A 23,608-nucleotide genomic window follows, 5' to 3' on the forward strand; every position below is an offset into this window, starting at 1 on the left:
GATGGACGAGAAGCTTATGACCCTTCGCAATCGCCTCAGCAAACCGCTCCAACAGCAGCAGATGCCGATCGTGGTCGTCCACTGCCTCCTCACGGCCGCGCTCACGGCGCGTACAGTGCGCTGACCACTTACGCCTGACCATCGAGCCGGGCTGGCCCGCCGCCTTGCGGCACGCCGGACGGTATCTAGCCGACCTCGCCCAACGTGGTGAGCTCACCCGCGGCCTGCGCGCCGTACCCGCCCACCATCTGCGGTTCGCCTGGAAACGAGCCGGCATCCCGCCCGACAGCAGGCCCTGCTCGCCGCCACCGCGGCGCACGTCATACTCCACCGCCCACCTCCCCGCACCTTCGAGGTGATCCGCGTTCTGGCGGATCCCGATCTGGCTAGGTTCACTGCGGTGACCAGCGACATCACCGACCCCGGCCACCCGGCCGACGAAGCAGCCTGGCTCCGCCACGCTCTGGCCGACCACATCCGCGACCGCGCCGCGTCCATTAGCCCGCAGGTCGAATCCGCGTTCCGGACCGTCCCCCGGCGTGTGTTCCTGCCCGGTGTCGATCCGGCCGTCGCTACGTCCCTAAGGTCGTGGTCGCCAAAAGAGCAGCCAACGGCAACGCTCTGTCGTCGGCGTCCAGTCCCAAACTGGTGGCCGCCATGCTGGACAGCTCGACGTAGGCCCCGGCGGGCACATTTTGGAGATCGGAGCCGCCGCCGGGATCAACACCGCCCTGATGGTCCAAGTCACTGGGCACAGTGCGTGTACCTTGGTGCCGTCAGCATGAGCGAGCGTCACACAGGTCGTCCAGGAGGGCGGCGACGCCGGCGGATTCGGCGGCGTCCCTGATACGGCTGTTCTGGGGCTGGTCGTCAACGCGGCCGAACACGATGTTGTCGTGCGCGGTGAGCTTGTAGCGGACGAAGTCCTGGAACACCACAGCGCAGCCGTGACGCAGCCCGCGCAGGTCGGTGGCGGGGTGGCCGTCGCGGGTGAGTGTTCCGCCGGTGGGGGCGTACAGGCCGGCCAGAAGTTTCGCGGGGGTGGTCTTGCCGGACCCGTTGGCTCCGACGAGGGCGATGATCTCGCCCTGGTGGAGGGTGATGTCGATGCCGTGCAGTGTGGGGCGGTCGGCGCCGAGATAGGTGAAGGTCAGACCGCGCGCACGCAGCGTCTTGAACGGGCGTGCGGGTTCGGCGGGCCAGGGGGGCGGCTCGACGGCCGCGGCTGCGAAGGCGTGCAGGTCTTTGAGGAAGTAGAGGGACTGGCCCACGTCGTTGAGCATCTGACCGGCCATCGCCACGCGGCTCGACAGCAACCAGAGCCCGGCCAGGCCTGTGGCGGCGGCCAGGGACACCACGCCGGTGTTCACCAGCGCCCAGACCGCGGCGATGACCCCGACGATCAGGGCGCTGGAGGCGAGTTTGGCGGCGATCTCGCGTCCCGCGTGTGTGCGGATCAAGCGGGCCATGCCGTCCAGCTCCCGGGCGTACTCGCCGTCCCAGTGGGCGTGCAGGGCCGCGCCGAGGTCCAGGGCCCGGATCTCCTTGGCCTCGTCCCGGCCGGTGAGCAGCCGTTCCAGGTACTCGCGGCGGCGGCTCTCGGCCAGGGAGTGGTGCATGGCATACAGGGCGTTGCGCCGGTCCTTGGCGGCCTTGAACAGCGGCAACGCGCTCAGCGTGGCCAGCGGGAGCAGCCACCAGGCCATGGTGATGAACACGCCCGCCATGGCCACCACGGTCAGCACCGCCTGCGCCATCGCGACCAGCATCGTGATCACCTTGGCGGGCTCGCGCCGCGAGGCGTGCACCGCGCGCTGCAACCGGTCGTGGAAGTCCGGGTCCTCGAACTCCGGTAGTTCGGCGTGGGCGGCGGTACGCAACACCAGCGAGATGACGTGCCGGTCCACCCGGTCGGTGAGGATCTGCTGCCGCATCCCGCTCAGCGCTTGCAGGATGCCGCCCGCCGCGCCGAGCGCGACCAGCGCTGTCGCCCCGGGCACCAGCCGCCACTGCTCTGGACCCCCAGGCCGAGGCCGACCTCTTCGCCCGCATCCGTCACCTTTTCGCCGGCAGCACCGTCCTGCTCATCTCCCACCGCTTCTCCAGCGTTCGCAGCGCCGACCGCATCTACGTCCTGGACCACGGCCGAATCATCGAACACGGCACCCACGCCCAACTTATGCACACCCAGGGCCACTACGCCGACCTCTTCCTCACCCAGGCGGCGGGCTACCTCACCAGCACGCAGTGACGCCGGAAGAAGTGGACATGAAGTGGCCTGTGGAATGGACATTCCAGCGCTGTACCGTGCTCACGAAGGAATGGCCACCCATCGAACGCGCGAGGCGTTGGCACCGACCTAAAGAACTAATGGTTTCTCGATTATGGCTGAGGTCAGTACAGACGCGGGGTCCTACGTCTTTCGCGTGCTTGGGCCGCTCGAAGTCACAGGATCTTCTGGTCGAATTGACATACCGCCGGGACGGCAGGAAGTGATCCTTGCGGCTCTGGTGCTCAACCTCAACCGCGTGGTCGACACCGCGTACCTGGTGGACCTTGTCTGGGCGGAGAACCCGCCGAACACCGCGCGTACGCAGGTGCAGATATGTGTCTCCAGGATCCGCAAGGCGCTGGTCACCGGCGGCGCTGGAGCCACCATCGACACCCGGGCACGCGGATATCTGCTGCGGGCCTCGGAGGAGGCCACCGACGTCGGACGCTTCCGCCGCCTGGTCGATGACGCCCGGGAGCTGGCCCGTGCCGGGCGCAAAGCGCAGGCCGTCGCCCAGCTCCGCGAGGCTGCACGGCTGTGGCGAGGACACTGCCTGACCGGCGTGCCCGGCGAAGCCCTCACCAACGCCGCCGTGCAACTGGATGAGAGCCGGATCGAAGCACTTGAGCTCTGTCTGCGGCTTGAGCTGGAGCTGGGCCGGCACGACCGCTTGATCGGCGAGCTCCAGTTGCTGGCCGCCGAGCACCCTTTGCGGGAACGGCTGCGCGGGTATCTCATGCTCGCTTTGCACCGGTCCGGTCGGCAGGCCGAGGCCCTGGAGGTCTACCGGCAGGCCCGCGAACTGCTGGCGGAGGAACTCGGCCTCGACCCGGGCAAGGAACTACAGGACCTGGCGAACGCCATCTTGGCCGATGACTCGGCTCTGACCGTCGCGGCGGAGATCGAAACAAGGGAGCCCGCACCGGCCATCGAACCGAAGGCGGCCACCAGGCCGATGGTGACGCCACGGCAATTGCCGGTCGATGTCGTTGATTTCGTGGCGGACGATGTCCTGATCAAGGGGATATGTACGGCGCTGACCGAACGACAGCACCAGGATTTGTCAGGTGTCGTACTCCTGACCGGCAGGCCTGGAGTCGGCAAGAGCACGATGGCCATCCATGTCGCGCACCGCCTGGCAAGCGGCTGGTATCCCGACGGGCAGCTCTACTGTGACCTCCGCGGTACCAGCGAGCAGCCGCTCGATCCGAGACAGGCGCTGGGCCGTTTCCTCCGGGCGATGGGTATTCCGGGCCAGGGCATTCCCGAGCCGATGGACGAACGCGCCGAGATGTACCGCAGCCTGCTGGCCGAACGCCGGATATTGGTGGTGCTCGACGACGCCGCGGGCGAAGCGCAGGTCCGGCCGCTGTTGCCCGGCAGCGGGCGGAGCGCCGTCGTGGTCACGAGCCGCAGCGGGCTGACGGGCCTGCCCGGCTCCTGCGGCTTCGCCCTGGAGCCGCTCGACATGGATCGAGCCGTCAGACTGCTCGGCAAGGTACTCGGGGAACAACGCATCGCCGCCGAGGCGGACACGGCTCGGGTCCTCGTGCGTCTGGTGGGCGGGCTACCCCTGGCATTGCGTATCGTCGCCGCCCGACTGGCCGCCCGGCCGCACTGGTCGCTCGCCTCGATGGTGCGCCGGCTTGAGGACGAGCACCGCCGTTTGGATGAGCTGGTGCACGGCGAGCTCTCGATCCGGGCCAGCCTGGCCCTCAGCTACGACGGTCTGGCGGCGGCGGACCGCCGGTTGCTGGGCCTGCTCGCCCTGGTCGACGGTACGGAGATACCGAACTGGGTCGGCGCGGCGCTGACCGACGACCGCGGCTCAGATCCCGCTCATCTGCTCGAACCGCTCCTTGAGATGCGGCTGCTTGAGATCATGGCGATAGATCCGGCGGGCGAGTTCCGTTTCGAGCTGCCGCAGACCGTCCGGATGTTCGCGTACGACCGGCTGATGGCGGAGGTCTCCGCTGCCGACCGTGCCGCCGCGGTGCGGCGCCTGGTCGGCGGCTGGACCGCGCTGGCGGAGTACGCGCATCAACAGATCTACGGTGGGGCGTACACGATCGTCCCGGGCCGCGCCGAGAAATGGCATCTTCCAGTGGAGTACGTACAGCGCAACCTGAACGATCCGCTCGGCTGGCTGGAGGAAGAGCACGGCAACCTGTCGGAGGCTGTCGAGCTGGCGGCCCGATTCGGGCTGGACGAGGCCTGTTGGCAGCTTGCCACCACCCTGGTGGCCTTGTTCGAGGCCCGCGGCTTCACGGACCTTTGGGAGAGCACCCATAAAGTGGCATTGCGAGTCGTTCGGGAGTCGGGCAACATCCTCGGCCAGGCAGCCACCCTCCGCTCGCTCGGCGCCCTGCACCTCAACCGCGGTGAATATTCCACCGCCGCTCCGTATCTGGACACGGCGTCGAGGATTTTCGAGGAGATAGCGGAGCCGACCGGTCGGGCGCTGTGCCTGCGCGACCAGGCGCTGATCGTGCGGGAAACCGGCGACGATGACCGGGCGCTGGCGCTGTACGAGCGAGCCGAGCGATTCTTCGTCACGGCGGGGGATATCATCGGCCGGGCCCATGTGCTGGGTGAGATGGCATACATCCACATGCGGCAGTCAGATTTCCCCCAGGCCCGTTCGTATCTCGACGAGGCGCTCGGCATCTGCCGGTCGGCGGGCTTTGATCGTGGTCAGGCCATGCTGCTGCGGCGGCTTGGCCAGATGCTGACCTATCAGGGCGAGTTGGAGGCCGCCGAGCGGACATTTCTAGAGGTGCTCGCGATGGTGCGAGCGAGCGGTGACATCGTCGGCGAGGGTTATCTCCTGTTCGATCTCGGCCGGGTCAACGTTCAACTGTTCCGCGTGGACACCGCCCTTCAGCACTTCAATCAGTCGATCACCGTGCGGGAGGGGTTCCTCAACCACAAAGGGGCCGCCGCCGTACATGCGGAGATCGCCGCTCTGCTCAAGTAGTCTCTGAGCCGTCCGAGCTATCGGAGCCGCTCGTCGGCACAGGAGCACTCGCTCCTGTGCGGAGAGCGTCTCAGCCTTTTTCGCGGGCGGGCGTGTTCTGTCAGGTCCACGGGGTATCGCCGAACGCGCTCATGGCCAGCGGCGTTCCGGTGACCGAGAGCCCGTGCTCTGATCGCTTCGGGAGCTCGGCCGTGCCCGGGAACAGGGTGAACGCGATGGCCGCGACAGCCGCGAAAGCGGCGGACTTCTTGACGTTCATCTCAGGTCTCCTTCGATCGTCATCCCTGCGGCGTTGCCGCGTCGTTGCAATAAGCGTGCGGCCGACGCCCATTCCGGCCGCATTTCGCCGCTATCACCGCGTTATCAGCGCCATTACCGGTGCTGATGCAGATGGAATGCCTGGGCGATAAGCCGCCCGGCGAGATTGATCGTGCCGATCCCGCCAGCCCTTCCGGGGCGGCATTCAAGGAGCAATAGATGACCCTAAATAGCCTCGATCCGGCGACGCTCGCCCCAGACCGCGTCCCGGACACAAAACCGCAGGCCACCCCCGCGATCAACGCCGTCGATCTGGCCCGGGAGTTCGACCGGAAAGGACCTCCGGTGCGTGCGCTTCGTGGCCTTTCCCTGACCGTCGCCCAGGGCGAGGTGCATGGGCTGCTCGGCCCGAACGGCGCGGGGAAGACCACTCTCGTCAAGATCCTCAGTACCATCCTCCTGCCGACCAGCGGGCGGGCGACGATCCACGGCCACGACGTCGTGCGCCAGAGTCACGAGGTCCGTCGCTTGATCGGCCTGGTCATGGGCGGCGACCGCGGCCTCTACACGCGACTGACCGCCCGGCAGAACCTTGAGTTCTGGGGCGCCGTACAGAAGGTTCCGCGCAAGCGCCTGCGTTCGCGCATCGAGTACCTGCTGCACCGGCTCGGCCTGGAGAAGAAGGCCGACGTGCGGGTCGAGACGTACTCACGAGGCATGAAGCAGCGGCTGCATCTGGCCCGCGGCCTGATCAACGACGCCCAGGTCCTGTTCCTCGACGAGCCGACCATGGGCATGGACCCCGTCGCCGCACGCGAGTTCCGCACACTGATCCGTGAGCTGCGGGGGGAGCGGCGCACGATTCTGCTCGCGACGCACGACATGGCCGAGGCCGAGAGCCTATGCGACCGGGTCAGTTTCGTGCGCGACGGCGCGATCGTCGCCACCCGCTCGCCGCGAGCCGTGACTGAACTGGTGTCGGTCGCGCAAGGTCTCGAACTGGACGGCGTCGACGCCTGCCTGACCGCGGCGCTGGCCGGGCTCCCGGGCATCACCTCGGTCACCACCGAGGGCGGGACCACACGGGTCCTGATCCGCTCGCCGGACGACTTCCGGCAGGTGCTCTGCTTCGCGGCCGAACGCGGCGTCACCTCACTACGCACCCTCCAACCCTCCCTTGAGGACGTCTACCTGCGGCTCATCGGCGACCGCGGGCTGGAGGTCTGACATGGACCTGGATGCCGTGCGCGCCGGGTTCCTGCTCCAGTTGCGCTTCTATCGTCACTATCCCGACCAGCTCACCCCTCTGCTCACCGCCCCGCTGTACGGCGGCATCTTCGCGATGATCATGAGCAGTAGCGGGCGGCAGGATCTGAGCGGTGCCGCCGCGCTCGCGCCTTTCTACATGGCCCTGTGGGCGTTCGCGCTGTTCAGCGGTGGCTGGATCATCCAGACCGATCGCTGGGAAGGCACGATCGAGTATGTCGTGTCGGCCCCCGCCGGCTTCGCGGGCGTGGTCTTCGGCCGGATCGGGGCGACAGTGCTCCCCGGGATCCTGGCATTCGCCGAGACCTGGCTGTTCGCCCGGTACGTGCTGCACAGCGACGTCACGGTGCATCACTGGGGCCTGTTCATCGTCTCCTTCGTCCTGACCTTGTTCGCGACGGCCGCGACCGCGCTGCTGATGGCCGTGGCCTTCGTGCTGGCCCGCAACGCTGTCACATTCTCCAACTCGGCCAGCTTCCCGTTCTACGTGCTCGGCGGGATCCTGGTGCCGGTCGCTCTGCTGCCGGACTGGATGCAGCCGCTGTCGAGGACGGTCTACCTCTCCTGGTCGGCCGATCTCCTGCGGGGCGCAATGGACGCCGGACCGGTACCGCACCCGGTGCTCGGCATCGCCATGATCGCATTGCTCGGGCTCTGCGCGCTGATCGCGGGCACCGCCGTGTTGCGGTGGCTGCTCGTCCAGGTGCGGCGCACCGGGGAATTGGGGCTGCGATGAACCTGCTCCTGGTCATCCGTCGCGCCTTCTGGCTCGGCGCCCGCGACTATATGTCGATCTTCACCTGGAAGACCTGGCTGACCAACTGGTTCGTCCGGGTCGTTGCCCAGGTCAGCTTCTTCGCCCTGGTCGGGCGGATGGTCGGCTCGCCGGAGCAGACCGAGTTCCTGCTGGTCGGCAACGCCGTGATGCTGGCCGCGATGGTCGGCATGTGGGCCGTCAACATGGTCAGTTGGGAGCGCAGTGCGGGCACCCTGCCGCTGCTGGCCGCCGGGCCGACCCATCCCGCGGTCGTGCTCGCCTCTCGCGGCTCGTACCTGATCATCGACGGCACGGTCTCGGCCTCCGGCGCTCTGCTGGTGACGGCGTTCCTCTTCGGCATGCCACTGCCGTGGCCGCACCTGGCCGTGGTGATCGGCCTGATCGCGGTGGTCGCCGCCTCGGCGTACTGCTTCGGGATTCTCGCCGGCAGCCTGCTGCTGGGCTTCCGGTCGATCGAGATGGTCGTGACCAACGTCGGCCTGGTCACCCTGATGTTGCTGTGCGGAGTGAACGTGCCGCTGGACTTCTATCCCGAACCGGTCCAATGGGTGTCGTCCGTACTCCCGCTGACTCACGGGCTGCTGGCCGTACGCCGCACGATCGCCGGGGATCTCACCGGCGCACTGCTACCGGCCGCACAGGAGGTGCTGGTCGGTGCGGGGTGGCTGACCGTTTGCCTGCTCATCGTCACCACGATCATCCGGCGCGGACGCAGACGCGGCACCTTGGACTTCGCGTCGTGACCGCTCCCCCGCCCGTACCGCCGTCCGCTTCGACGGGCTCGAACCCTGCCCGAAGGAACCCGATGACCACCAGCTCCCTGACCTGCGGGCCGCTTTCCCTGCAACAAGAGGCAGCGCAGCGCAACTGGCACGGGAAGGACATCATCTCGAAGTCCTTTGACCTTCCCGCGTCGATCTCCGAAGAGGAACTACACCGGCGCGTGCGCCGGATGATCGAGCGAGAGCGCGGGCTGCGGACGGTCGCATACGACCGGGAGGGCGTCACGTACGCCGATCGGCTCGCGGCCCCGATCTACTACGTCACCTGTGCCACTCCGTCCCAGATGGACGAGGCGTCCCGGGCGGCCCGCCGGGTGGAGTGGGCACCGAACGGACCCATCTGGCGGCTGGTGGTGTTCCGGCGTACGGGTGCCGCCCCGAGTGCGCCCCGGCGCGCGCTGCTGGTCATCGACCATATGATCTGCGACAACGTCACCGTCGGCCTGATGGTCCGCGAGATCCTCACCGGCCGAGAACCGGACGCCGTCCGGGGCGGTGGTCGTCATGACGAATGGTCACGTCAGCAACGCCTTCACTTCGACCCCGGGGACCCCGAGGTCCGCAGGCGGGCGCGCGAGTTCTGGACGGCGGCGCTGGGGGGCACGTCACCGCGCCGGGCGACACCGCTGCCCGGTGTGCGCGACGCTTCGCCCGGCGTGAGCCGCGGGGCCGTCGCGCTGAGCGTCCACGTCCCGGTTGACGCCGAGAGCGCCGCCGCAGCCGCCCGCGAAGCCGGGGCGACCCCGTTCACGCTCGCCCTGGCATCGTTCGCGGCCACCCTGGCCAACGGCGCCGGCCTTGATGACCTGTCATTCGCGATCACCACCCCCGGCCGCCCGCCGGACTTCGCCGCCGCCTACGGCTGGATGGCGACTCAGGTCCCGCTGCGCGTCGCCGGGGAGGGCCTGCGGGAGTTCGGCACGGCGCTGGACGCCGTACGCGGGGCCTGGAGCCGGATCCTGGGCCGGCTGCACAACCCGTGGGAGTTCGTCGTCGCGGCCTGCGCCGACTCCGGCGAGCTGGACTGGGACCCCTGCGGGCGGAGACAACTGGTGATCAATTATTTCGCCGAACCGGTGGCCGGGATCACCGGCGAGCACTATCGCGACAAGCATCCGGAGTATCTGCGCGGGATGCGCTGGATCGAGCTACAGGTGGTTCCGCTCGTCTCGGGCGGCTATCTGTTCAGATTCCTCTGCGACTCCGACGACGTCGACCGGGAAAGCGTCCGCGACCTGCTGCGACGGCTCGCCGACGGCTACACCGACCACGTGAACACGATTCTGGGAGCCATCCGATGACCACAGCGCATTCCGTCCGCATCGGTGAGAGCGAGTGGAGCCTTTGGCCGACGGCCATGGTCCGCAGCGCGGGCTTCCCCGCCGACGCGGTCCAGCGCCTCGCCGATGACCGCCTCGCCGCCTTGGCGGACCAGGCCGGCGCCGACGACGCCGAGTTCCGTGCGGCCTGGCACGCCGCCGCCGAGCGCACCAGCGGGGAACTGGCCACCGTGGCCGGGTCCGACCGTTTCCGCCTGGCGGTGAACTGGCAGAACGCCCGGTTCCTGGACACCGGGGTCGAACCGTTTCTACGCCAGGTCGCCGAGGGCAGGCCCGCCACCAGCAGGCGGCGGGACCGCGAGAAGGCCATCGCGACCTACTGGCAGCGCTACTGCCTCAAGAACGAGTCCATCGGGTTCTTCGGGCCGACCGCCTGGGCGTCGGTCGGCGGCGACGCTGCGCTGGACGTCACTCCGGGCCGTGATGTGGTCGCCGAGGGCACGGTCTACCTCGAACGGTGGGCGGTCGACACGCTCGCCCGCAGCCTGGCCGCGAAATACGACCTGCGGCCCTGGTTGCGCCCACGCCGCAGCTCGATGCTGCGCCTCGACGGCGACCGGGCCCGGCTTCCGTACGGCAGTGGCGAGACGGTCGACCCGCTGACCGCCACCGTGCTGACCGCGGCCGACGGCACGATGACCGCCCGGCGCCTGGCTCGGCTGCTGATCGACGCACCGGACCTTCCGGTGGCCACCGAGGAGGCGGCGTTCGCGCTGTTCGACCGGCTGCGGCGCAAACGATGGCTGATCTGGCGCCTCGAACTGCCCACCTCGTTGACCGCCGAGGAGGACCTGCTCGCCCTGCTCGACGGGATCGACGACGAGGCCGTACGGGCGGAGACGACCGGCCAGGCCGGCGAGCTGGTCGAAGGCAGGCGGCGGCTGCAAGCCGTGTGGGACGAGCCCGCTGAGCTACGCCGCGAGCTCGACCGGCTGGGGCAGACCTTTCACCGGCTCACCGGCACCGAGAGCACCCGTAACGCCGGACGTGCGTACGGCGGACGCACGCTCGCGTACCTTGACTGCCGCCGTGATGTGTCCGTGCGGATAGGCGACCGGTTCGTCGAGTCGATGCGCCCGATCACCGGTGTACTGGACAGTATCCGCTGGCTGACCTGGTGGATCCGCGAGCGGCTGGAGCCGGATGTCCGCGCCGCGTACCGGTCCGCCCGTGACCGCGTCCCTTCCGGGGCCGACGTGGACGTGGCCACCTTCTGGGGCGAGTGCACGCCGCTGATCGGCGGCCGGTTCGACGCGGTCGTGCAGGAGGCCATGGCCGAGTTCCACCGCAGGTGGGAAGCCGTTCTCGGGGACGGCGGCGGCGAACGCCGCGCGGAGTTCACCTGGGTGGAGCTCGAAACGGCGTTCAAGGAGATGTTCGACGCGCCCGGACCCGGTTGGACCCAGGCACGGCTGTCCTGCCCGGATGTGATGGTGGCCGCCGACAGCGAGGACGACGTCCGGGAAGGGAACTACACCGTCATCCTCGGCGAGGTCCACCCCGCGATGAACTCCCTCGACTACATCTCCCTCATCCAGAGCAATCGCGACCCCGATCTGCTGCGTGCCGGGCTGGACGCCTCCTTCCCCGGGCCCCTGCTCATGCCGGCCCTGCCGACCGAGAGCCGGCCGCCCTTCACCAACCGCTCTCACCCGGGTCTGCACCGCGACCACGACCACCGGTTCGTCACCATGCCGCACGTCCCGCTGCCCCGGACGGGAATCACCGTCCTGGCGGCAGACGCCCTCGTGCACGACGACGACGGCCGGCTCGTCGTGTCGACACCGGGCCACGACGCGGGGTTCGACGTCTTCGACCTGTTCAGCGAGATCCTGAAAGGACTGATGCTCCAGCACTTCGGTCTGTTCCCGATCAGGTCGCACCGCCCGCGCATCTCGGTGGACGACGTGATTCTCGCCCGCGAGGGCTGGCGCTTCACCGTGGACGCGCTGGAATTTGCGCGGATCAAGGACGCCCCATCCCGCTTCGTCGCGGCGCGCCGGTTCGCGGCGCTGTTCGGTCTTCCCCGGTGCGTCTTCGTCAAATCCCCGGTTGAGACCAAACCGTTCTACGTTGATTTCGCCGCGCCGATTTTCATTGACATCCTCGCCGCGGCCATCCGCCGCGCGTCGCGGGAGGGGGCCGCCGGTGCGGCGACCACTCTCACGTTCGTCGAGATGACGCCCGGTCCCGACGAGCTTTGGCTCGGCAGCGCCACCGGCCCTCGTTATACCTCGGAGCTGCGCTTCGCGGCGTGCGACCGCCGTACGCCGAACAGCCGATGAACGGCTTCTCCTCCATCCTGACCGCGCTCGGCGTCGAGCACATCCACCTCGCCTATCACTACGTGGACGCCGATGACCTCGACGGCTACAGCTCGCTGCTGGACGCCACCGTGCAGGTCAACATACCCGATCTGTTCCAGGCACGGACCCGGCACGAACCGCGGAAATTTCTGGCCGTTGGCCGCCGCGTCGTCGTACTCGGAAAAGTCCATACCGAAGGTCCGACCATGGCGGTCGAATTCGCCGACGTCTTCACCTTGTCCAACGAGGCGCTGATCCTGCGTCAGCATCGCTATCTGTTCGCCGGCAACATCAGTTCACAGAAAGAGGAATCAGTTCGATGAATCGCGCAGCTACCGAACTCGACCAGGTCGTCGCGCTCGTCGAGGAGGTCGTCGGAGTCCAGGGGCTGACCGCCGACAGCAATCTCTTCGACGTCGGCGGCGATTCGCTCACCGCCGCCCATCTGTCCCTGCTGTTCGAGGAGCGCTTCGGCACCCCCATGGACGTCTTCACCATCTACGCCTCCGAGAATCTGGCCGAGATTCACCAGGGGCTGCTCGTCAACGCCGGGTCCCCCGCATGACCACCCTTGACACCAAGCCGCAGGGGACGCGTTCCGCTCTGCTGAGCCGGGTGCGGGACATCGCCGCCGAAAGGGCCGGACGCGTCGCTATCGCCGGGCCGCGGGCCACCCTCACCTACCGTGAGCTCGTCGAGCGGGCCGATACCTGGGCCGGGTCGCTGGCAGCGTACGCGCCGCCGCCCGGGGCCGTGGTGGCGCTCCGGGTCCTGGACTCGACGTTCCTGGCCCCGGCCTTCCTGGCCGTACGGGCCGCGGGATTGGTACCGCTCCTCGTCGATCCGCTCGCCCCGGCGGCACGGCGGGCCGCCGTCCTCGAAGCGACCCGGCCGGCGCTACTGATGGACGTGCTCCCCAGTCCCGAGATCGCCCCGGGCGCACCGCAACCGCGGACGCTGCGCGACGACGCGGGATACATCAGCTTCACCTCGGGCACCCAGGGCCCGCCGAAGGGCATCGTCGCGCACGAACGCGGCGTGCTCCACTTCGTCGACTGGGAGATCGCCACCCTCGGCATCCGCCCTGCCGACCGGATCGCCATGATCAGTCCTCCGACGTTCGACGTCGTCTTCCGCGAGATTTTCGCCGCTCTGTGCGCCGGTGCGCAGCTCATCACGGCCGATTCTGCCACCCGCGCCGATCCGCGTGCGGTCGTCCCCTGGCTGGCCGAGCAACGGATCGATATCGTGCACGCGGTCCCTGGACTGGCAACGCGCTGGCTTGCTGCGACACCGGGCGCGAGGCTCGACCACCTGCGATGGACGATATTCGCCGGGGAGCCGCTGCACGCCTGCCATGTGGACGGCTGGCGGGCCATGGCCCCGCATTCGCGGATCGGCAACCTCTACGGTCCGTCGGAGACCACGCTGGCCAAGTTCTGGTACCCCGTGCCGGTGGAGCGCCGTCCTGGTCTGCAACCTGTCGGCCGGCCGCTGCCGAACACGCGCCTGCTGCCACTGGAGGCCGCCGATGGTCTCTTCCGGGTCGGCATCGAAACCCCCGACGGGTCCTTCGGCTACCTGGACGGCACGGCGTCCGCAGCGGACAGGGCCGCTTTGCGGCGGACCGCAGGCACCACGGTCTTCCACAGCCAGGACAACGCCACCATGGACGAGGATGGCAACTTGATCATCAAGGGCCGCCTCGACTCCCGGGTCAAGCGGCGCGGCGTCTTCGTCGACCTCAGTGCCATCGAGGAGGCGGCGAACCGGCTCGCCGGCGTCACCCAGGCCTGCTGTGTGCAGACCGGCCCGGCAACCGGCGGCACCATCCTGCTCTGCGTCGAGACCGACGAGGCAACCTCGGCGCGCCAACTGCACAAGGCCCTGCTGCGCACCCTCGGCCCGGAATCACCGGATCAGGTGATCGCACTGCCCAGCCTGCCACTCTCCGCGAACGGCAAGATCGATCGGCAGGCGCTCCTCGCCGTCGTCGAGACTGGAGCCGCCTGATGACCGGCCGCTTCGTGGTCATCGTCGACCCGTACTCGTCCGGCGTACTCTACGCCCCGGCCGTGCGCCGCGCGGGTTTCACCCCAATCGCCGTCCGATCCACCCCGTTTCCCGCAGCCCAGTTCACCGCCGCTTTCCGTCCGGACGACTTCGATCGGGCGCTGATCCAGGACGACGGCGTCGAAACTCTCGTGGCGGAGCTCGCCCCGCTGGACATCGCCGCGATCATCCCGGGCTCAGAGAGCGGGGTCACCCTCGCCGACCGGCTGGCGGCACGCCTCACCCCCGCGTCCGCCAACCTGCCCGCTCTCGCCCACTGTCGCAACCACAAGGGCCACATGACCGCCGCAGTCGCCGCGGCCGGGCTGCCGGTCACCCCAACGGTCTGCGTACGCGACCCGGAACAGGCGAGCTCCTTCGTCGTCCGCCCGGACGTCGCCGGACACGACCTGGTGATCAAACCCACGACCAGTGTCTCCACCGACGGCGTGACCCTGGCCCCGGGCGGACGGGGCTGGCGGCCGATCGTCACAGGACTGCTCGGCCGCACCAACGCCACCGGCGTACGCAACGAGGAGGTCGTTCTCCAGCGCCGCCTGATCGGAACCGAATACGTCATCAACACATTCACCGCCGACGGTCGGCACGCGGTCACCGATGTCTGCCGCTACACCAAGGTGAGCAACGGCGACAGCTTCGCCGTTTACCGGGACGTCGAATTCCTGGCCATGGACGAACCCCACGTTCCCGAGCTCATCGCCCACGTACGCCAGGCCCTGGACGCCCTCGGATTCCGATTCGGGCCCGCGCACACCGAGGTGATGCTCACCCCGGACGGGCCGCGCCTGATCGAGGTCAACTCCCGAATCGCCGGAAGCGGCATGGCCGCGGCGGCGGCACTGGCCACCGGCGACAACGCCGTCGGACGGTTCGTCAGACATCTGCGGGGCGAGCGTGACCAACCTGATGGTTTCACACTGCGCCGAGCGGTGAAGGTGGCTATGTTCATCGCCACCGACAGCGGGGTCGTCACGAACACCGCAGCGTACGAGTCGATCCGTGCCCTGCCGACCTGCCGGGGCATGCACCTGAACATCCGCGACGGCGACCAAATCCAGGCGACCACAGATCTCTTGTCATCGTTACGGCTCGGTTGGGCCCTGCTGGCCCACCAGGACCCGGCTCAGGTGGAACGCGATTACGTCAAGCTGCGGCGGTATTCCGCCAGCATGCGAGTCCTACGCTAGCCCACGGCTTCCCGGTGACCCCGGTGATTTCGGTGATGGAGCCCTGGGTCGGCGTCCTCGCCACCCCCCAGCGCTGAACGCCCGGCCGTACCTCGCGGAAAGTGAGAATATGCCACCGAGCACCCGAGCCACCCCGCCACTCGGCGCCCGGGACGCGGGGGGTGGCGGAGAAGCCCGCGATCTCCTTATACCGCTCCGAAATCTCGGCCGGCTCTGGGGCCGCGGCTGGTCCCATGAAACCAGCCGATCAACAGAGGCGCACGATGAACGCGCCGATCGCCGGTGCGCCGCGCCGGGTCATCGTCGGAGTCTCCGGCGCGACCGGGACGGCGAGCGCCGTGAACGTCTGAAGGAGAAGATCGAGACGTTGTTCGAGGACAGCCATCAGACGTACGGCTATCGGCGGATTCACGCGGCTCTGCTCCGATCGGGTGAACAGGCCGACGACGAGCTCGTCCGGAACCTGATGCGCGAGCTGGGCCTGCGGCCCTCACAGAGCCGGCCGTGGCGCCCGGTCACCACCTCGCCGGACGGTTCGTTCCAGGGGATTCCCGACCTGGTGCGGCGGGACTTCACCGCCGAGCGGCCGGGTATCAAGCTGGTCGGCGGTATCACCTACATTCCCACCTGGGAGGGGTTCGTTTATCTCGCCACGGTGATCGACTGCCATTCCAAGATGGTCGTGGGCTGGGCGATGGCCGACCATTATAAGACCGCGCTCATCTGTGACGCGATCGACGTGGCCGCCGGTAATATCGCGTTGGAGGAGGGGTGTGTCTTTCATTCCGACCGCGGCTCGAACTATACGAGTGGGGAATTCGGGCGGCACCTAGCCCGGTACGGCATGCGGCGATCCGTTGGGCGCACGGGTGTGTGCTGGGACAATGCGCTTGCGGAATCGTTCTTTGGCGCGTTGAAGAACGAGCGGCTCAACGGGATGGTGTTCACCAGCCGGGCCAAAGCGCGACGAGAGGTTGTCAAGTACATCGAGGGTTTCTATAATCGGCGGAGGCTTCATTCCGCGAATGGGTACCGGACACCGCTTGAGGTGCACCATGAGTACCTGAGCCGGCAGCTCGCATCATGAACTGATCATCAGGAAGCTGTGCGGAGGACGCGGGGCACCTCAGAGCGTTCTACCGTTCGGCGCTGCAGCCCTTCCTGGAGCGCATCAACGCCTACCTGGTGCGCTGGATCCGCAAGAAATACAAGCGGTTACGGTCCTTCAAGAAAGCCGACCAAGCCTGGCAGCGCATCACCCGCCAGCATCCCCGGCTCTTCGCCCATTGGGCATGGACCGCTTGTTACTGGTGATCAGGATGATAAGAGCGGAGTGACGGGAGACTGTCACGCTCCGTTCTGTGGGAGCCCGGGGGCGTGATTCCCCCGGGCGACCCGACCTAAGGGCCTGGTGTCGCTGCCGTTGCTGAGCGATGAGCTGTTCGCGGTCTTGGATACTGAGGTGGCGGGGTGGCCACGCTGCTCAAGCGGCACGGCTGGTCTGCGGCGGGGGATTCAGGTGCGGCGCGTCGGCAAAAGCAGGTGCGCCTGGTGGGCCACGGCGTCGGCGTGTTCGGCGACGGTGGTCCGGCCGATCGGGGCGCTCACCAGCGCAATACGTATGGCTCCTGCATGCGCTGGAAATGGCCGACGTTAACGCAGTCGGTCACCCCAATGCGCATTCGCCCTGACAGCGGCTGATGTACGTGGCCGAACAACGACCAACGCGGCTGCTGCTCAATGATCAGATCCAACAGGGCCTCTGAACCACGTTCAGGCCGGCCAGCGACAACGTCATAGGTGAGTGCCGGCACCGCTGGCGGGATGTGCGTGCACAGAACATCGACATCAGTCAGCTTCTCGACACCGGCCTTGTACTCGTCCGCGGTGCGTAGGTAAGGCATCCACACGTCGGAGCGCCCTCCTCGGTCGGCCGGGTTCCGCAGTCCGCCGCCGACGAACCCGAATCGCAGGCCGCCGATCTCGGCCACCGCGCCGTCCAAGACCGTGAGTCGGTCATTGGCGAACTCCGACCACAGCTCCGGGGCATCGACGTTGCCGGGCGTAGCGTATGTTGGCACGGTCATGGCGGCGAACAGCCGGGAATACTGCTCGCGGATCGCGTCCCGGAGCATGTCGGCGGCGTTGTCCAAACCGTCCCACAACCGTCGGCTGTACTCGGCCAGCTCCGCTCGCATCTGGCTGCGCCGGAAATGCGCGAGGGTGGCCACCTTCTTCGGGCCGAACAAGCTACCCAGGATACCGCCGCTGTAGTCGTGGTAGTCGACGAGGTTGATCAGATCGCCCAGCACTACGAGCACGTCAGCGCCGTCACCTGCACGCGCCAGCGCGTCCGAATTGCCATGGACATCAGAAACCACGTGGATACGCACGCCATCATTCCTCTCGAGCAGGATTCATCTACCGTGGCCTAGAACTGCCGGGATGGAAGGTCCTGCCCGTACCATGATTCGATGAGCTGGGCGGCTAACGAAGAGCCGAGAGGCTTTAGCATTTCTCCGGTCTCGATCATTCGGCGAAACCTGTCGCGAGAAGCCCAGACGGCTTCGTCCACTTCATCGCCGTCCAGGGTGAGCCCAGAATCATGCGATTCAGCCCGGGCTATGAACCCGATCATCAAGCCCGTGGGGAAGGGCCAAGGCTCGCTTGCGGCATAGCATACCCGCTCAATCCTTACCCCATAATCTTCGGCGGCTTCCCGGGCAACAGCACTCTCAAGCGATTCGCCAGGATCTACGAAACCGGCAATCAGCGAAAGCCGGCCCGTGGGCCAGCCACGTCGATGGCCGAGCAGTACTCGTTCTTCAGCGTCGACCACTAACGCCATGACGGCTGGATCGCTAGTCGGGTAGTGCTCGGCTGAACACGCCGGACAATAGCGCATGTGCCCCCAGGCGGCCGAGACGGTCATGCTTCCGCAGCGAGGGCAGAAACGATGTCGCTCGTGCCAGTTATCGAGCGAAACCGCATGGACGAGTAGACCCACTTGGGTTGATGAGAGCAGCTCGCCACCCTCTCGAAGACCACAGAGCCATGTTGCGCCCGCGGCCGACTTGTCCAAGCTCTCCTGACGCACCGAAAAGTAGCTCAAGCCGGAGGAGTCGTCTCCCAGGTAGTATCGCTGGCCTCCTTCCCATGCTTCTTCAGAAGTAGGAGAGAATGTGACGATATCCAGCCCCTCAGAGCGATTTCTGCGGACAATAGTCTGACCATTTGAAATCAGGAAGCATCGGGCTCCATCGCTCTTCCAGAGCGAATTCAGCAACCGTTCATCGGTTCGTCGATGAGTATGGCGCACCATTCCCGTCCGCGCAAATGTAGGCGCGTCATTGGATCGCTTACCTTGACGGGCCCATGAAGCGGGAGCGTAATGCGGATCACGCGACCTGGATTCATTCATGAACAGTCGGCCTCTCGCATGAAACGGGTACGACCATGGTCGGGAAGTTGTTGATAGCTCCGTCGGCGTGCAGAGCCGAGATTCGTCATGGAGTGCCACTCAGAGCCGTGTGAATTATAGACTCTCTACGGGAAAAGCCGGAGAGCGGAGCCACCGGATTCAGCGCCGCTAGCAACGCACGGCGGTCACGGCGGCTTGACGGAAACCTGCTCACCGACCATTCATCATACTTTTCATCATAATTTTGAAATCGCAGTAAGGCCTCCCGGAAAGCTCGCTCCGCATTGTCGTTTCCCGGGCGATGCTTCAACGCGAGGTATCTGATCAACACGCTCATACAATCGTCAACGCTATGGAAAGTTGAATCTTTCACCAATTGGAGATCGGCCGTTATCTCCTTAATCACCTGCTCGCCATCTTCCATTGCGTAGTAGACTGGATGCCATTCCATCCTTTTCGGCATCCTGCCGGATTTGGCCAGATCGAGCAAGATTGGCACTTCATGCCGCATAAGACAGCTACTATTGTCGTAGGGCGCCTCGTAGGCGGCCAGAAAGATGTGAACTTGTCCAGAGTAAAGCTCCAAGAACCTTCGTGATATTACATACCACAATGGGGATTGTAGCTTCCATTCTTGATGAATTCGCAGTTGGTTGAGTATCGAGCCGAGCGCCGTCGACTCCAGTACCTCGAATCCCTTCCTTGCTGCATATTCACTGATATCGGCTCCGCCCGACCAGAGCGCCAGCCTTCTGTCCTTCCGCACGAGTAGCAAGTTCGACAAGATATCAGCGAATTCGCAGTACTTATGGCTCGCAGGCTTTGACCTCATTTGACCGTACTGCCGATTTATGGCCTCCTGTTCACGAAGTCCGGCAAGTAGCAGCTTCCAGGATTCCGTAGTGGTCTCTATGGGTACACGCGCGTACCGCATTAGGCGGCTGTAGACCTCCCAAGACGGATGTCGCTCGGGATTATCGTCATAGTGAACGGACGGCGCCACCACCCCAGAGTTCAGCAGTGTCTTCACCGAGAGCACACGGGGATCCCGGGGATCCCGTTGCCTTTCGGCCGATCGGTATGCGTATGTATCCAGTATTCCCAGCATGGCCGCCCTCACCTCTAGTCGTATATGGCATTTGACCAATCAAATAATCGCTCACTGACGCCATGCTGGTTTGATGAGCCCAATACGCTCAGCCTTGGCGATCACCTCGTGAGTCGTTGACTCTGTCCATACCGGCTGATCCAGCCTGCCACACCCTGATCTGAATTACGTCCGATTATACCCATGGAAGCGGCCCGGACCTCGGGTTCGGCGTTTTCGACGGCCAGGGCGATGTCGGCGATCTCGAACATTGGAAGGTCGTTATGGCTGTCGCCGAAACATATTAGAGCGGGGGCATTCAGTTCGGTTCTCAGGCTGGACAGCGCTGCAGCCTTGGTCGCCGTCCGCGACATTACATCGAGCCGCCAATCTCCTTTAGCGTAGATGTCCTCAGACAAGACTTGATAGCAGGTATCGTGGCTTGCGGCTAAGATGTCACGTAGTTCGAGGAGTGGTTCGTAGTCGCCGACGATTGCGATATTGAAAACCGCATAACGGTCGATTGACGACAACTCGCATATGGGCAGCAGGCGGGGGTCATTCCTCCGACGGGCGAGGAACGCCTCAACCCTGGGAGTTGACCGGTCGGCTTGCCAGCACACACGATCTCGCTCCTCATGCATGACGAAGACGATCGGCCGAATCCGTCGATGCCTGCCACTCCACTCAAGTACATCGTCGGCGACATCGGGTGTGAGCACCTGCGGAGGCCTTGCCCGACCAGTGTTCGGATCGACGATAATGGCGCCCCCATACGTGACAACAGGCAGCCGGAGCTTCAGGGAAGCGGTAAGTGGTGCGGCAGAGGTAAACGAGCGAGCTGTGGCGTAGGTAAAAAGACCGCCGTCTGCGACGTACTGGTTGATAACAGCAACCGTCTCTGCGCCGAGAGTAGTGTCCGGGCGAAGTAGGGTGCCGTCGAGGTCCGATACGAGTAGCGAGCCTTGTAGCACCGTCCATGTCTTCGTCATTTGTGAATGACTGGGCAGGTTCTATCGCTCTGTATGAGCGGGTAGAGCCAACTCCTACACTGAGCAGCAACGCGACCTGCCCCCTCTTTAAGCCGGGTGTCGCGCTCGATATCGGCTAGGGTTGCGAACGGGTCTCCAGCTCCAAAACGATCTGTGGTAATCACGAGGGCACGGTCTATCTGTGGATCAGCGGGCATCGACGGTATGCCGTCTTGGAGGGCGGAATCCGCCTTCGTCTTGGTGGCGGTACTCACTATGGGTTGCTCACTTCCTCTTCGGGATTGGTGAAGTCGACGCCGAACAGGGCGTCGTGATCCAGCAGCGTCCACAACTCGACAGTGTGTCCGTCGGCGTGGTGACACAGCGCCACCTGACGTCGTTGCCGATCCTCGACCGGCGCCGCTGACATCTGCGCAGCGTCGGTGGCGTGAGCGGCGGTGGCTGCGGTGGCGGTGTCGGTGACCACACCCCGGCCGGGCCCGGGAGCGTGGTCATGAACCAGGAAGACCCCAGCGTCATCACCAGCACGGGCGACACCCGCCGCCGGCCCACGACGACCGGGATCGGGATCTTCGTCTCGGGGAACCACAGGTTGCACCGGGCGATCTGCCCAGGCTCGCGAGCCACCTGATCCCCCCGGGCCGGCACTCGCATACTCCGGCCCGGTCACGGCCGGCCGACGATCTGTTCTGCGAGCAGCGGGGCGGGCATCGTCGGCCACGTGGTGAGCAGGAGGGGGATCTGCGACTCGAACGCATCGGCCATCGACCCGCGCGAGGGCCGCTGATGCTTCGGTGGGGCATTGGATGCCGGCGCTTGGCGCAGTGTGTTCCGGGAGATTCCCAGTCGCCCGGTGATCGCCTTGATGGCTATCCCTTTGGGCTCGGCGGATCTGCGCCTGCTCCTCCATTTTGATCGCCCTCCTAGCATCAAGGGGGTCGGTTTTCAGACAGCTTCGGTAGTCGGCGAACCCGTGCTCGACAGGGCGAGACTAAGCCGCCCAAAAGGGCCCCAGCTTTTCGCGACCGGCGGTCTTCGTTTGAAAGTGTCTGGTGATGGTGTCCCATCGAGTGATGTAACTGGGAACTATCAAATCGGACATCGCACGGGTCAGGAACTCCGCCTGCGGGAAAGTTCCACCACTCCGCGCGACGCGATCTGTCTGGTGCGTATTTCACTCCTGTGACGTGTGTTCGATGGGGTGGCCATACCTTCGTGCGCACGGTACAGCGCTGGAATGTCCATTCCACAGGCCACTTTATGTCCACTTCTTCCGGCGGGCTTTCGGTGGGCCCACGCGCGGAGGCGCCATGCGTGGCCAACGCCCCTCCACCATGCGACGCCTGCGTGTGGCGCACGAAGTGACAACCTCGCCCGTACGGCTGGTCTCCCGCTGCACAGGTGTACGTCGGAGTGTGAGCACAGCCCAGCAGGCCGCCATGATTTACCACAGCGTGGCTATCACAGCCCAACGCCTGCGTGATCCGGCCGCCGAGGCCGCTGCCCTCTGCAACCTGGGATGGGCCCGATACCAGGCCGGCGAATATGCTGACGCCGGGGAGCTGAAGGAGCGGGCGCTCGCGCTGTTTGAAGAGGCAGGCGATCTGTGGGGACAAGCTAATACTCTGCACGTCATGGCGTATGCCAGGCGCATGACCAAGGGGCATGCGGAGGCACTGGGCCTGGGTGAGCGGGCACTCGCGCTGTATAAGCAGCTCGGTGACCGGCTGGGGGAGGCCAATGTCCTGGGCGGGTTCTAGGAGCTGTTTGGGGTTCGGATCTTGGTGAGGTCCGGTGGCGGGCTGGTCGTGGCTGATAGAACCTCGGGTGTGGCACGCTTTGATGTGACGGATGCCGAGTGGGCGTTGATCGAGCCGCATCTGCCGGTGGCGGCTACCGGACCGCTGCCACGGCGGGTGCGTGATCAGTTCAACGGGATCTTGTGGCGGTTTCGCACCGGGTCCGGCCGGCGTGACGTCCCGGAACGGTATGGGGCGTGGTCCACGGTCTACTCCCGGTTCAACGGCTGGGCCAAGACCGGGGTGTTTCAGAGGCTGATGGACGCGCTGATCGCTGAGGCGGCATCGCGTGGGCAGGTCGGGCTGGAGCTGGTCAGTGTGGACTCCACGATCGTGCGGGCGCATCAGGAGTCGGCCGGGCCGGCGGTGGCCGGGGAGACCCTGGATGCGCTGGAGCAGGCGCTGACCGAGGAAAAGGGGGCTCCGCTTGCGGAGCAGCCGCCGGTGCTGCGGGTGATGTGCCGCAGGTCGCATCCGGCGTCGAGGGAGCGGGTGCGTCGCCGGGCCACGATCGCGTCCTGACCCGGCGACGCCGCGAGGCCCGGGCGAAGGCTGCCGGGCTCGGCCGATTCCGGGGCGGGCTGAGCAGCAAGGTCCATGCCGCGGTCGACGCGGCGGGGTTGCCGTTGGCCTTCGTGCTCACGCCCGGGCAGGCCGCCGACTGCCCGCGGTTCATCACCGTCCTGGACAAGATCCGCGTCCCCGGCCGGGTCGGCCGTCCTCGGACCCGCCCGGCTGCGGTGGCCGCGGACAAGGCGTATTCCTCCAAGGCCGATCGGGCCTATCTGCGCCGCCGCCGGATCATCGCGGTCATCCCGGAGAAGAGCGATCAGCAGGCCAATCGGAAGAAGAGGGGTTCGGCCGGCGGGCGGCCGGTCGGCTTCGATGCGGTGCGCTACCGGCTGCGCAACACCGTTGAGCGTTGCTTTCAGAAGATCAAGGCCTGGCGCGGGCTGGCGACCCGGTACGACAAGTCCCGGGAAAGCTACGAGGCCGGGCTCCACCTCCGAGGCTCGGTCATGTGGCTGAAACTCCTCACCTCGACCACATGATCCGAACCTCAAACAGCT

General features: G+C 66.3%; 20 protein-coding genes and 1 pseudogene. 14 read left to right on the forward strand and 7 right to left on the reverse strand.

What is annotated here, in order from left to right:
* Nucleotides 1-776: 776 nt before the first annotated feature.
* Nucleotides 777-2,000, reverse strand: coding sequence for an ATP-binding cassette domain-containing protein (locus ACH34R_RS25775; RefSeq protein WP_397564096.1), 1,224 nt, complete (start codon nucleotides 1,998-2,000; stop codon nucleotides 777-779).
* A gap of 384 nt (nucleotides 2,001-2,384) precedes the next feature.
* Here ACH34R_RS25775 and ACH34R_RS25780 point away from each other — a divergent pair, with 384 nt between their 5' ends.
* Nucleotides 2,385-5,249, forward strand: coding sequence for a BTAD domain-containing putative transcriptional regulator (locus tag ACH34R_RS25780; protein ID WP_397564097.1), 2,865 nt, complete (start codon nucleotides 2,385-2,387; stop codon nucleotides 5,247-5,249).
* Between the two features lie 100 nt (nucleotides 5,250-5,349).
* Here ACH34R_RS25780 and ACH34R_RS25785 read toward each other — a convergent pair whose 3' ends face one another.
* Complete coding sequence (locus tag ACH34R_RS25785) at nucleotides 5,350-5,508, reverse strand: hypothetical protein (protein ID WP_397564098.1); 159 nt, start codon at nucleotides 5,506-5,508, stop codon at nucleotides 5,350-5,352.
* A 218-nt stretch (nucleotides 5,509-5,726) separates the two neighbouring features.
* Here ACH34R_RS25785 and ACH34R_RS25790 point away from each other — a divergent pair, with 218 nt between their 5' ends.
* The 10 genes from ACH34R_RS25790 to ACH34R_RS25835 all read left to right on the forward strand — a co-directional run bounded on the left by ACH34R_RS25790 (nucleotide 5,727) and on the right by ACH34R_RS25835 (nucleotide 16,326).
* Nucleotides 5,727-6,734: an ATP-binding cassette domain-containing protein gene (locus ACH34R_RS25790; RefSeq protein ID WP_397564099.1), complete on the forward strand. Its 1,008-nt coding sequence runs from the start codon at nucleotides 5,727-5,729 to the stop codon at nucleotides 6,732-6,734.
* Between the two features lies 1 nt (nucleotide 6,735).
* The gene (locus ACH34R_RS25795) at nucleotides 6,736-7,509 is read left to right on the forward strand and encodes an ABC transporter permease (protein ID WP_397564100.1); all 774 of its coding nucleotides are present in this window, start codon (nucleotides 6,736-6,738) and stop codon (nucleotides 7,507-7,509) included.
* Nucleotides 7,506-8,294 (forward strand): ABC transporter permease, encoded by a 789-nt coding sequence (locus tag ACH34R_RS25800; protein ID WP_397564101.1) that lies wholly within the window; start codon nucleotides 7,506-7,508, stop codon nucleotides 8,292-8,294. Before ACH34R_RS25795 ends, ACH34R_RS25800 begins: the two co-directional genes overlap by 4 nt.
* Nucleotides 8,295-8,356: 62 nt before the next feature.
* Nucleotides 8,357-9,634, forward strand: a complete 1,278-nt coding sequence (locus tag ACH34R_RS25805) for a hypothetical protein (RefSeq protein WP_397564102.1) — start codon at nucleotides 8,357-8,359, stop codon at nucleotides 9,632-9,634.
* Nucleotides 9,631-11,958 (forward strand): lantibiotic dehydratase, encoded by a 2,328-nt coding sequence (locus tag ACH34R_RS25810; RefSeq protein WP_397564103.1) that lies wholly within the window; start codon nucleotides 9,631-9,633, stop codon nucleotides 11,956-11,958. The genes ACH34R_RS25805 and ACH34R_RS25810 overlap by 4 nt, the downstream gene beginning before the upstream one ends.
* On the forward strand, nucleotides 11,928-12,302 hold the full coding sequence (locus ACH34R_RS25815) for a hypothetical protein (RefSeq protein WP_397564104.1): 375 nt from the start codon (nucleotides 11,928-11,930) through the stop codon (nucleotides 12,300-12,302). The genes ACH34R_RS25810 and ACH34R_RS25815 overlap by 31 nt, the downstream gene beginning before the upstream one ends.
* The gene (locus tag ACH34R_RS25820) at nucleotides 12,299-12,544 is read left to right on the forward strand and encodes an acyl carrier protein (protein WP_397564105.1); all 246 of its coding nucleotides are present in this window, start codon (nucleotides 12,299-12,301) and stop codon (nucleotides 12,542-12,544) included. The genes ACH34R_RS25815 and ACH34R_RS25820 overlap by 4 nt, the downstream gene beginning before the upstream one ends.
* A 50-nt stretch (nucleotides 12,545-12,594) precedes the next feature.
* On the forward strand, nucleotides 12,595-13,992 hold the full coding sequence (locus tag ACH34R_RS25825; RefSeq protein WP_397564106.1) for an AMP-binding protein: 1,398 nt from the start codon (nucleotides 12,595-12,597) through the stop codon (nucleotides 13,990-13,992).
* Nucleotides 13,992-15,239 carry an ATP-grasp domain-containing protein gene (locus tag ACH34R_RS25830; RefSeq protein ID WP_397564107.1) on the forward strand — a complete coding sequence of 416 codons (1,248 nt, stop codon included), beginning with the start codon at nucleotides 13,992-13,994 and terminating at the stop codon, nucleotides 15,237-15,239. The genes ACH34R_RS25825 and ACH34R_RS25830 overlap by 1 nt, the downstream gene beginning before the upstream one ends.
* Nucleotides 15,240-15,348: 109 nt before the next feature.
* Nucleotides 15,349-16,326 carry an IS3 family transposase gene (locus tag ACH34R_RS25835; protein WP_397564108.1) on the forward strand — a complete coding sequence of 326 codons (978 nt, stop codon included), beginning with the start codon at nucleotides 15,349-15,351 and terminating at the stop codon, nucleotides 16,324-16,326.
* A gap of 517 nt (nucleotides 16,327-16,843) precedes the next feature.
* Here ACH34R_RS25835 and ACH34R_RS25840 read toward each other — a convergent pair.
* The 5 genes from ACH34R_RS25840 to ACH34R_RS25860 form a co-directional block, all read right to left on the reverse strand.
* Nucleotides 16,844-17,632, reverse strand: coding sequence for a metallophosphoesterase (locus ACH34R_RS25840; protein ID WP_397564109.1), 789 nt, complete (start codon nucleotides 17,630-17,632; stop codon nucleotides 16,844-16,846).
* Between the two features lie 38 nt (nucleotides 17,633-17,670).
* Entirely contained in the window at nucleotides 17,671-18,660 is a 990-nt protein-coding gene (gene nudC, locus ACH34R_RS25845) for an NAD(+) diphosphatase (protein ID WP_397564110.1), read from the reverse strand.
* Nucleotides 18,661-18,745: 85 nt separating this feature from the next.
* The gene (locus ACH34R_RS25850; protein ID WP_397564111.1) at nucleotides 18,746-19,768 is read right to left on the reverse strand and encodes a hypothetical protein; all 1,023 of its coding nucleotides are present in this window, start codon (nucleotides 19,766-19,768) and stop codon (nucleotides 18,746-18,748) included.
* A gap of 101 nt (nucleotides 19,769-19,869) precedes the next feature.
* A complete protein-coding gene (locus tag ACH34R_RS25855) occupies nucleotides 19,870-20,739 on the reverse strand; it encodes an HAD-IIB family hydrolase (protein WP_397564112.1) in 870 nt (289 codons plus the stop codon).
* Nucleotides 20,740-20,992: 253 nt separating this feature from the next.
* Nucleotides 20,993-21,205 (reverse strand): hypothetical protein, encoded by a 213-nt coding sequence (locus ACH34R_RS25860; protein ID WP_397564113.1) that lies wholly within the window; start codon nucleotides 21,203-21,205, stop codon nucleotides 20,993-20,995.
* 27 nt (nucleotides 21,206-21,232) lie between these two features.
* Between ACH34R_RS25860 and ACH34R_RS25865 the strand changes: the two genes are divergently transcribed.
* From ACH34R_RS25865 to ACH34R_RS25875, 3 genes and pseudogenes are all read left to right on the forward strand, one after another.
* Nucleotides 21,233-21,370, forward strand: a complete 138-nt coding sequence (locus tag ACH34R_RS25865) for a hypothetical protein (RefSeq protein ID WP_397564114.1) — start codon at nucleotides 21,233-21,235, stop codon at nucleotides 21,368-21,370.
* 784 nt (nucleotides 21,371-22,154) lie between these two features.
* Nucleotides 22,155-22,499, forward strand: a complete 345-nt coding sequence (locus tag ACH34R_RS25870; protein ID WP_397564115.1) for a tetratricopeptide repeat protein — start codon at nucleotides 22,155-22,157, stop codon at nucleotides 22,497-22,499.
* Between the two features lie 69 nt (nucleotides 22,500-22,568).
* Nucleotides 22,569-23,590: pseudogene (locus tag ACH34R_RS25875) on the forward strand (IS5 family transposase).
* Nucleotides 23,591-23,608: the final 18 nt, after the last annotated feature.

Origin of the sequence: Spongiactinospora sp. 9N601, assembly GCF_044326295.1 — a bacterium.
GTDB lineage: Bacteria > Actinomycetota > Actinomycetes > Streptosporangiales > Streptosporangiaceae > Spongiactinospora > Spongiactinospora gelatinilytica.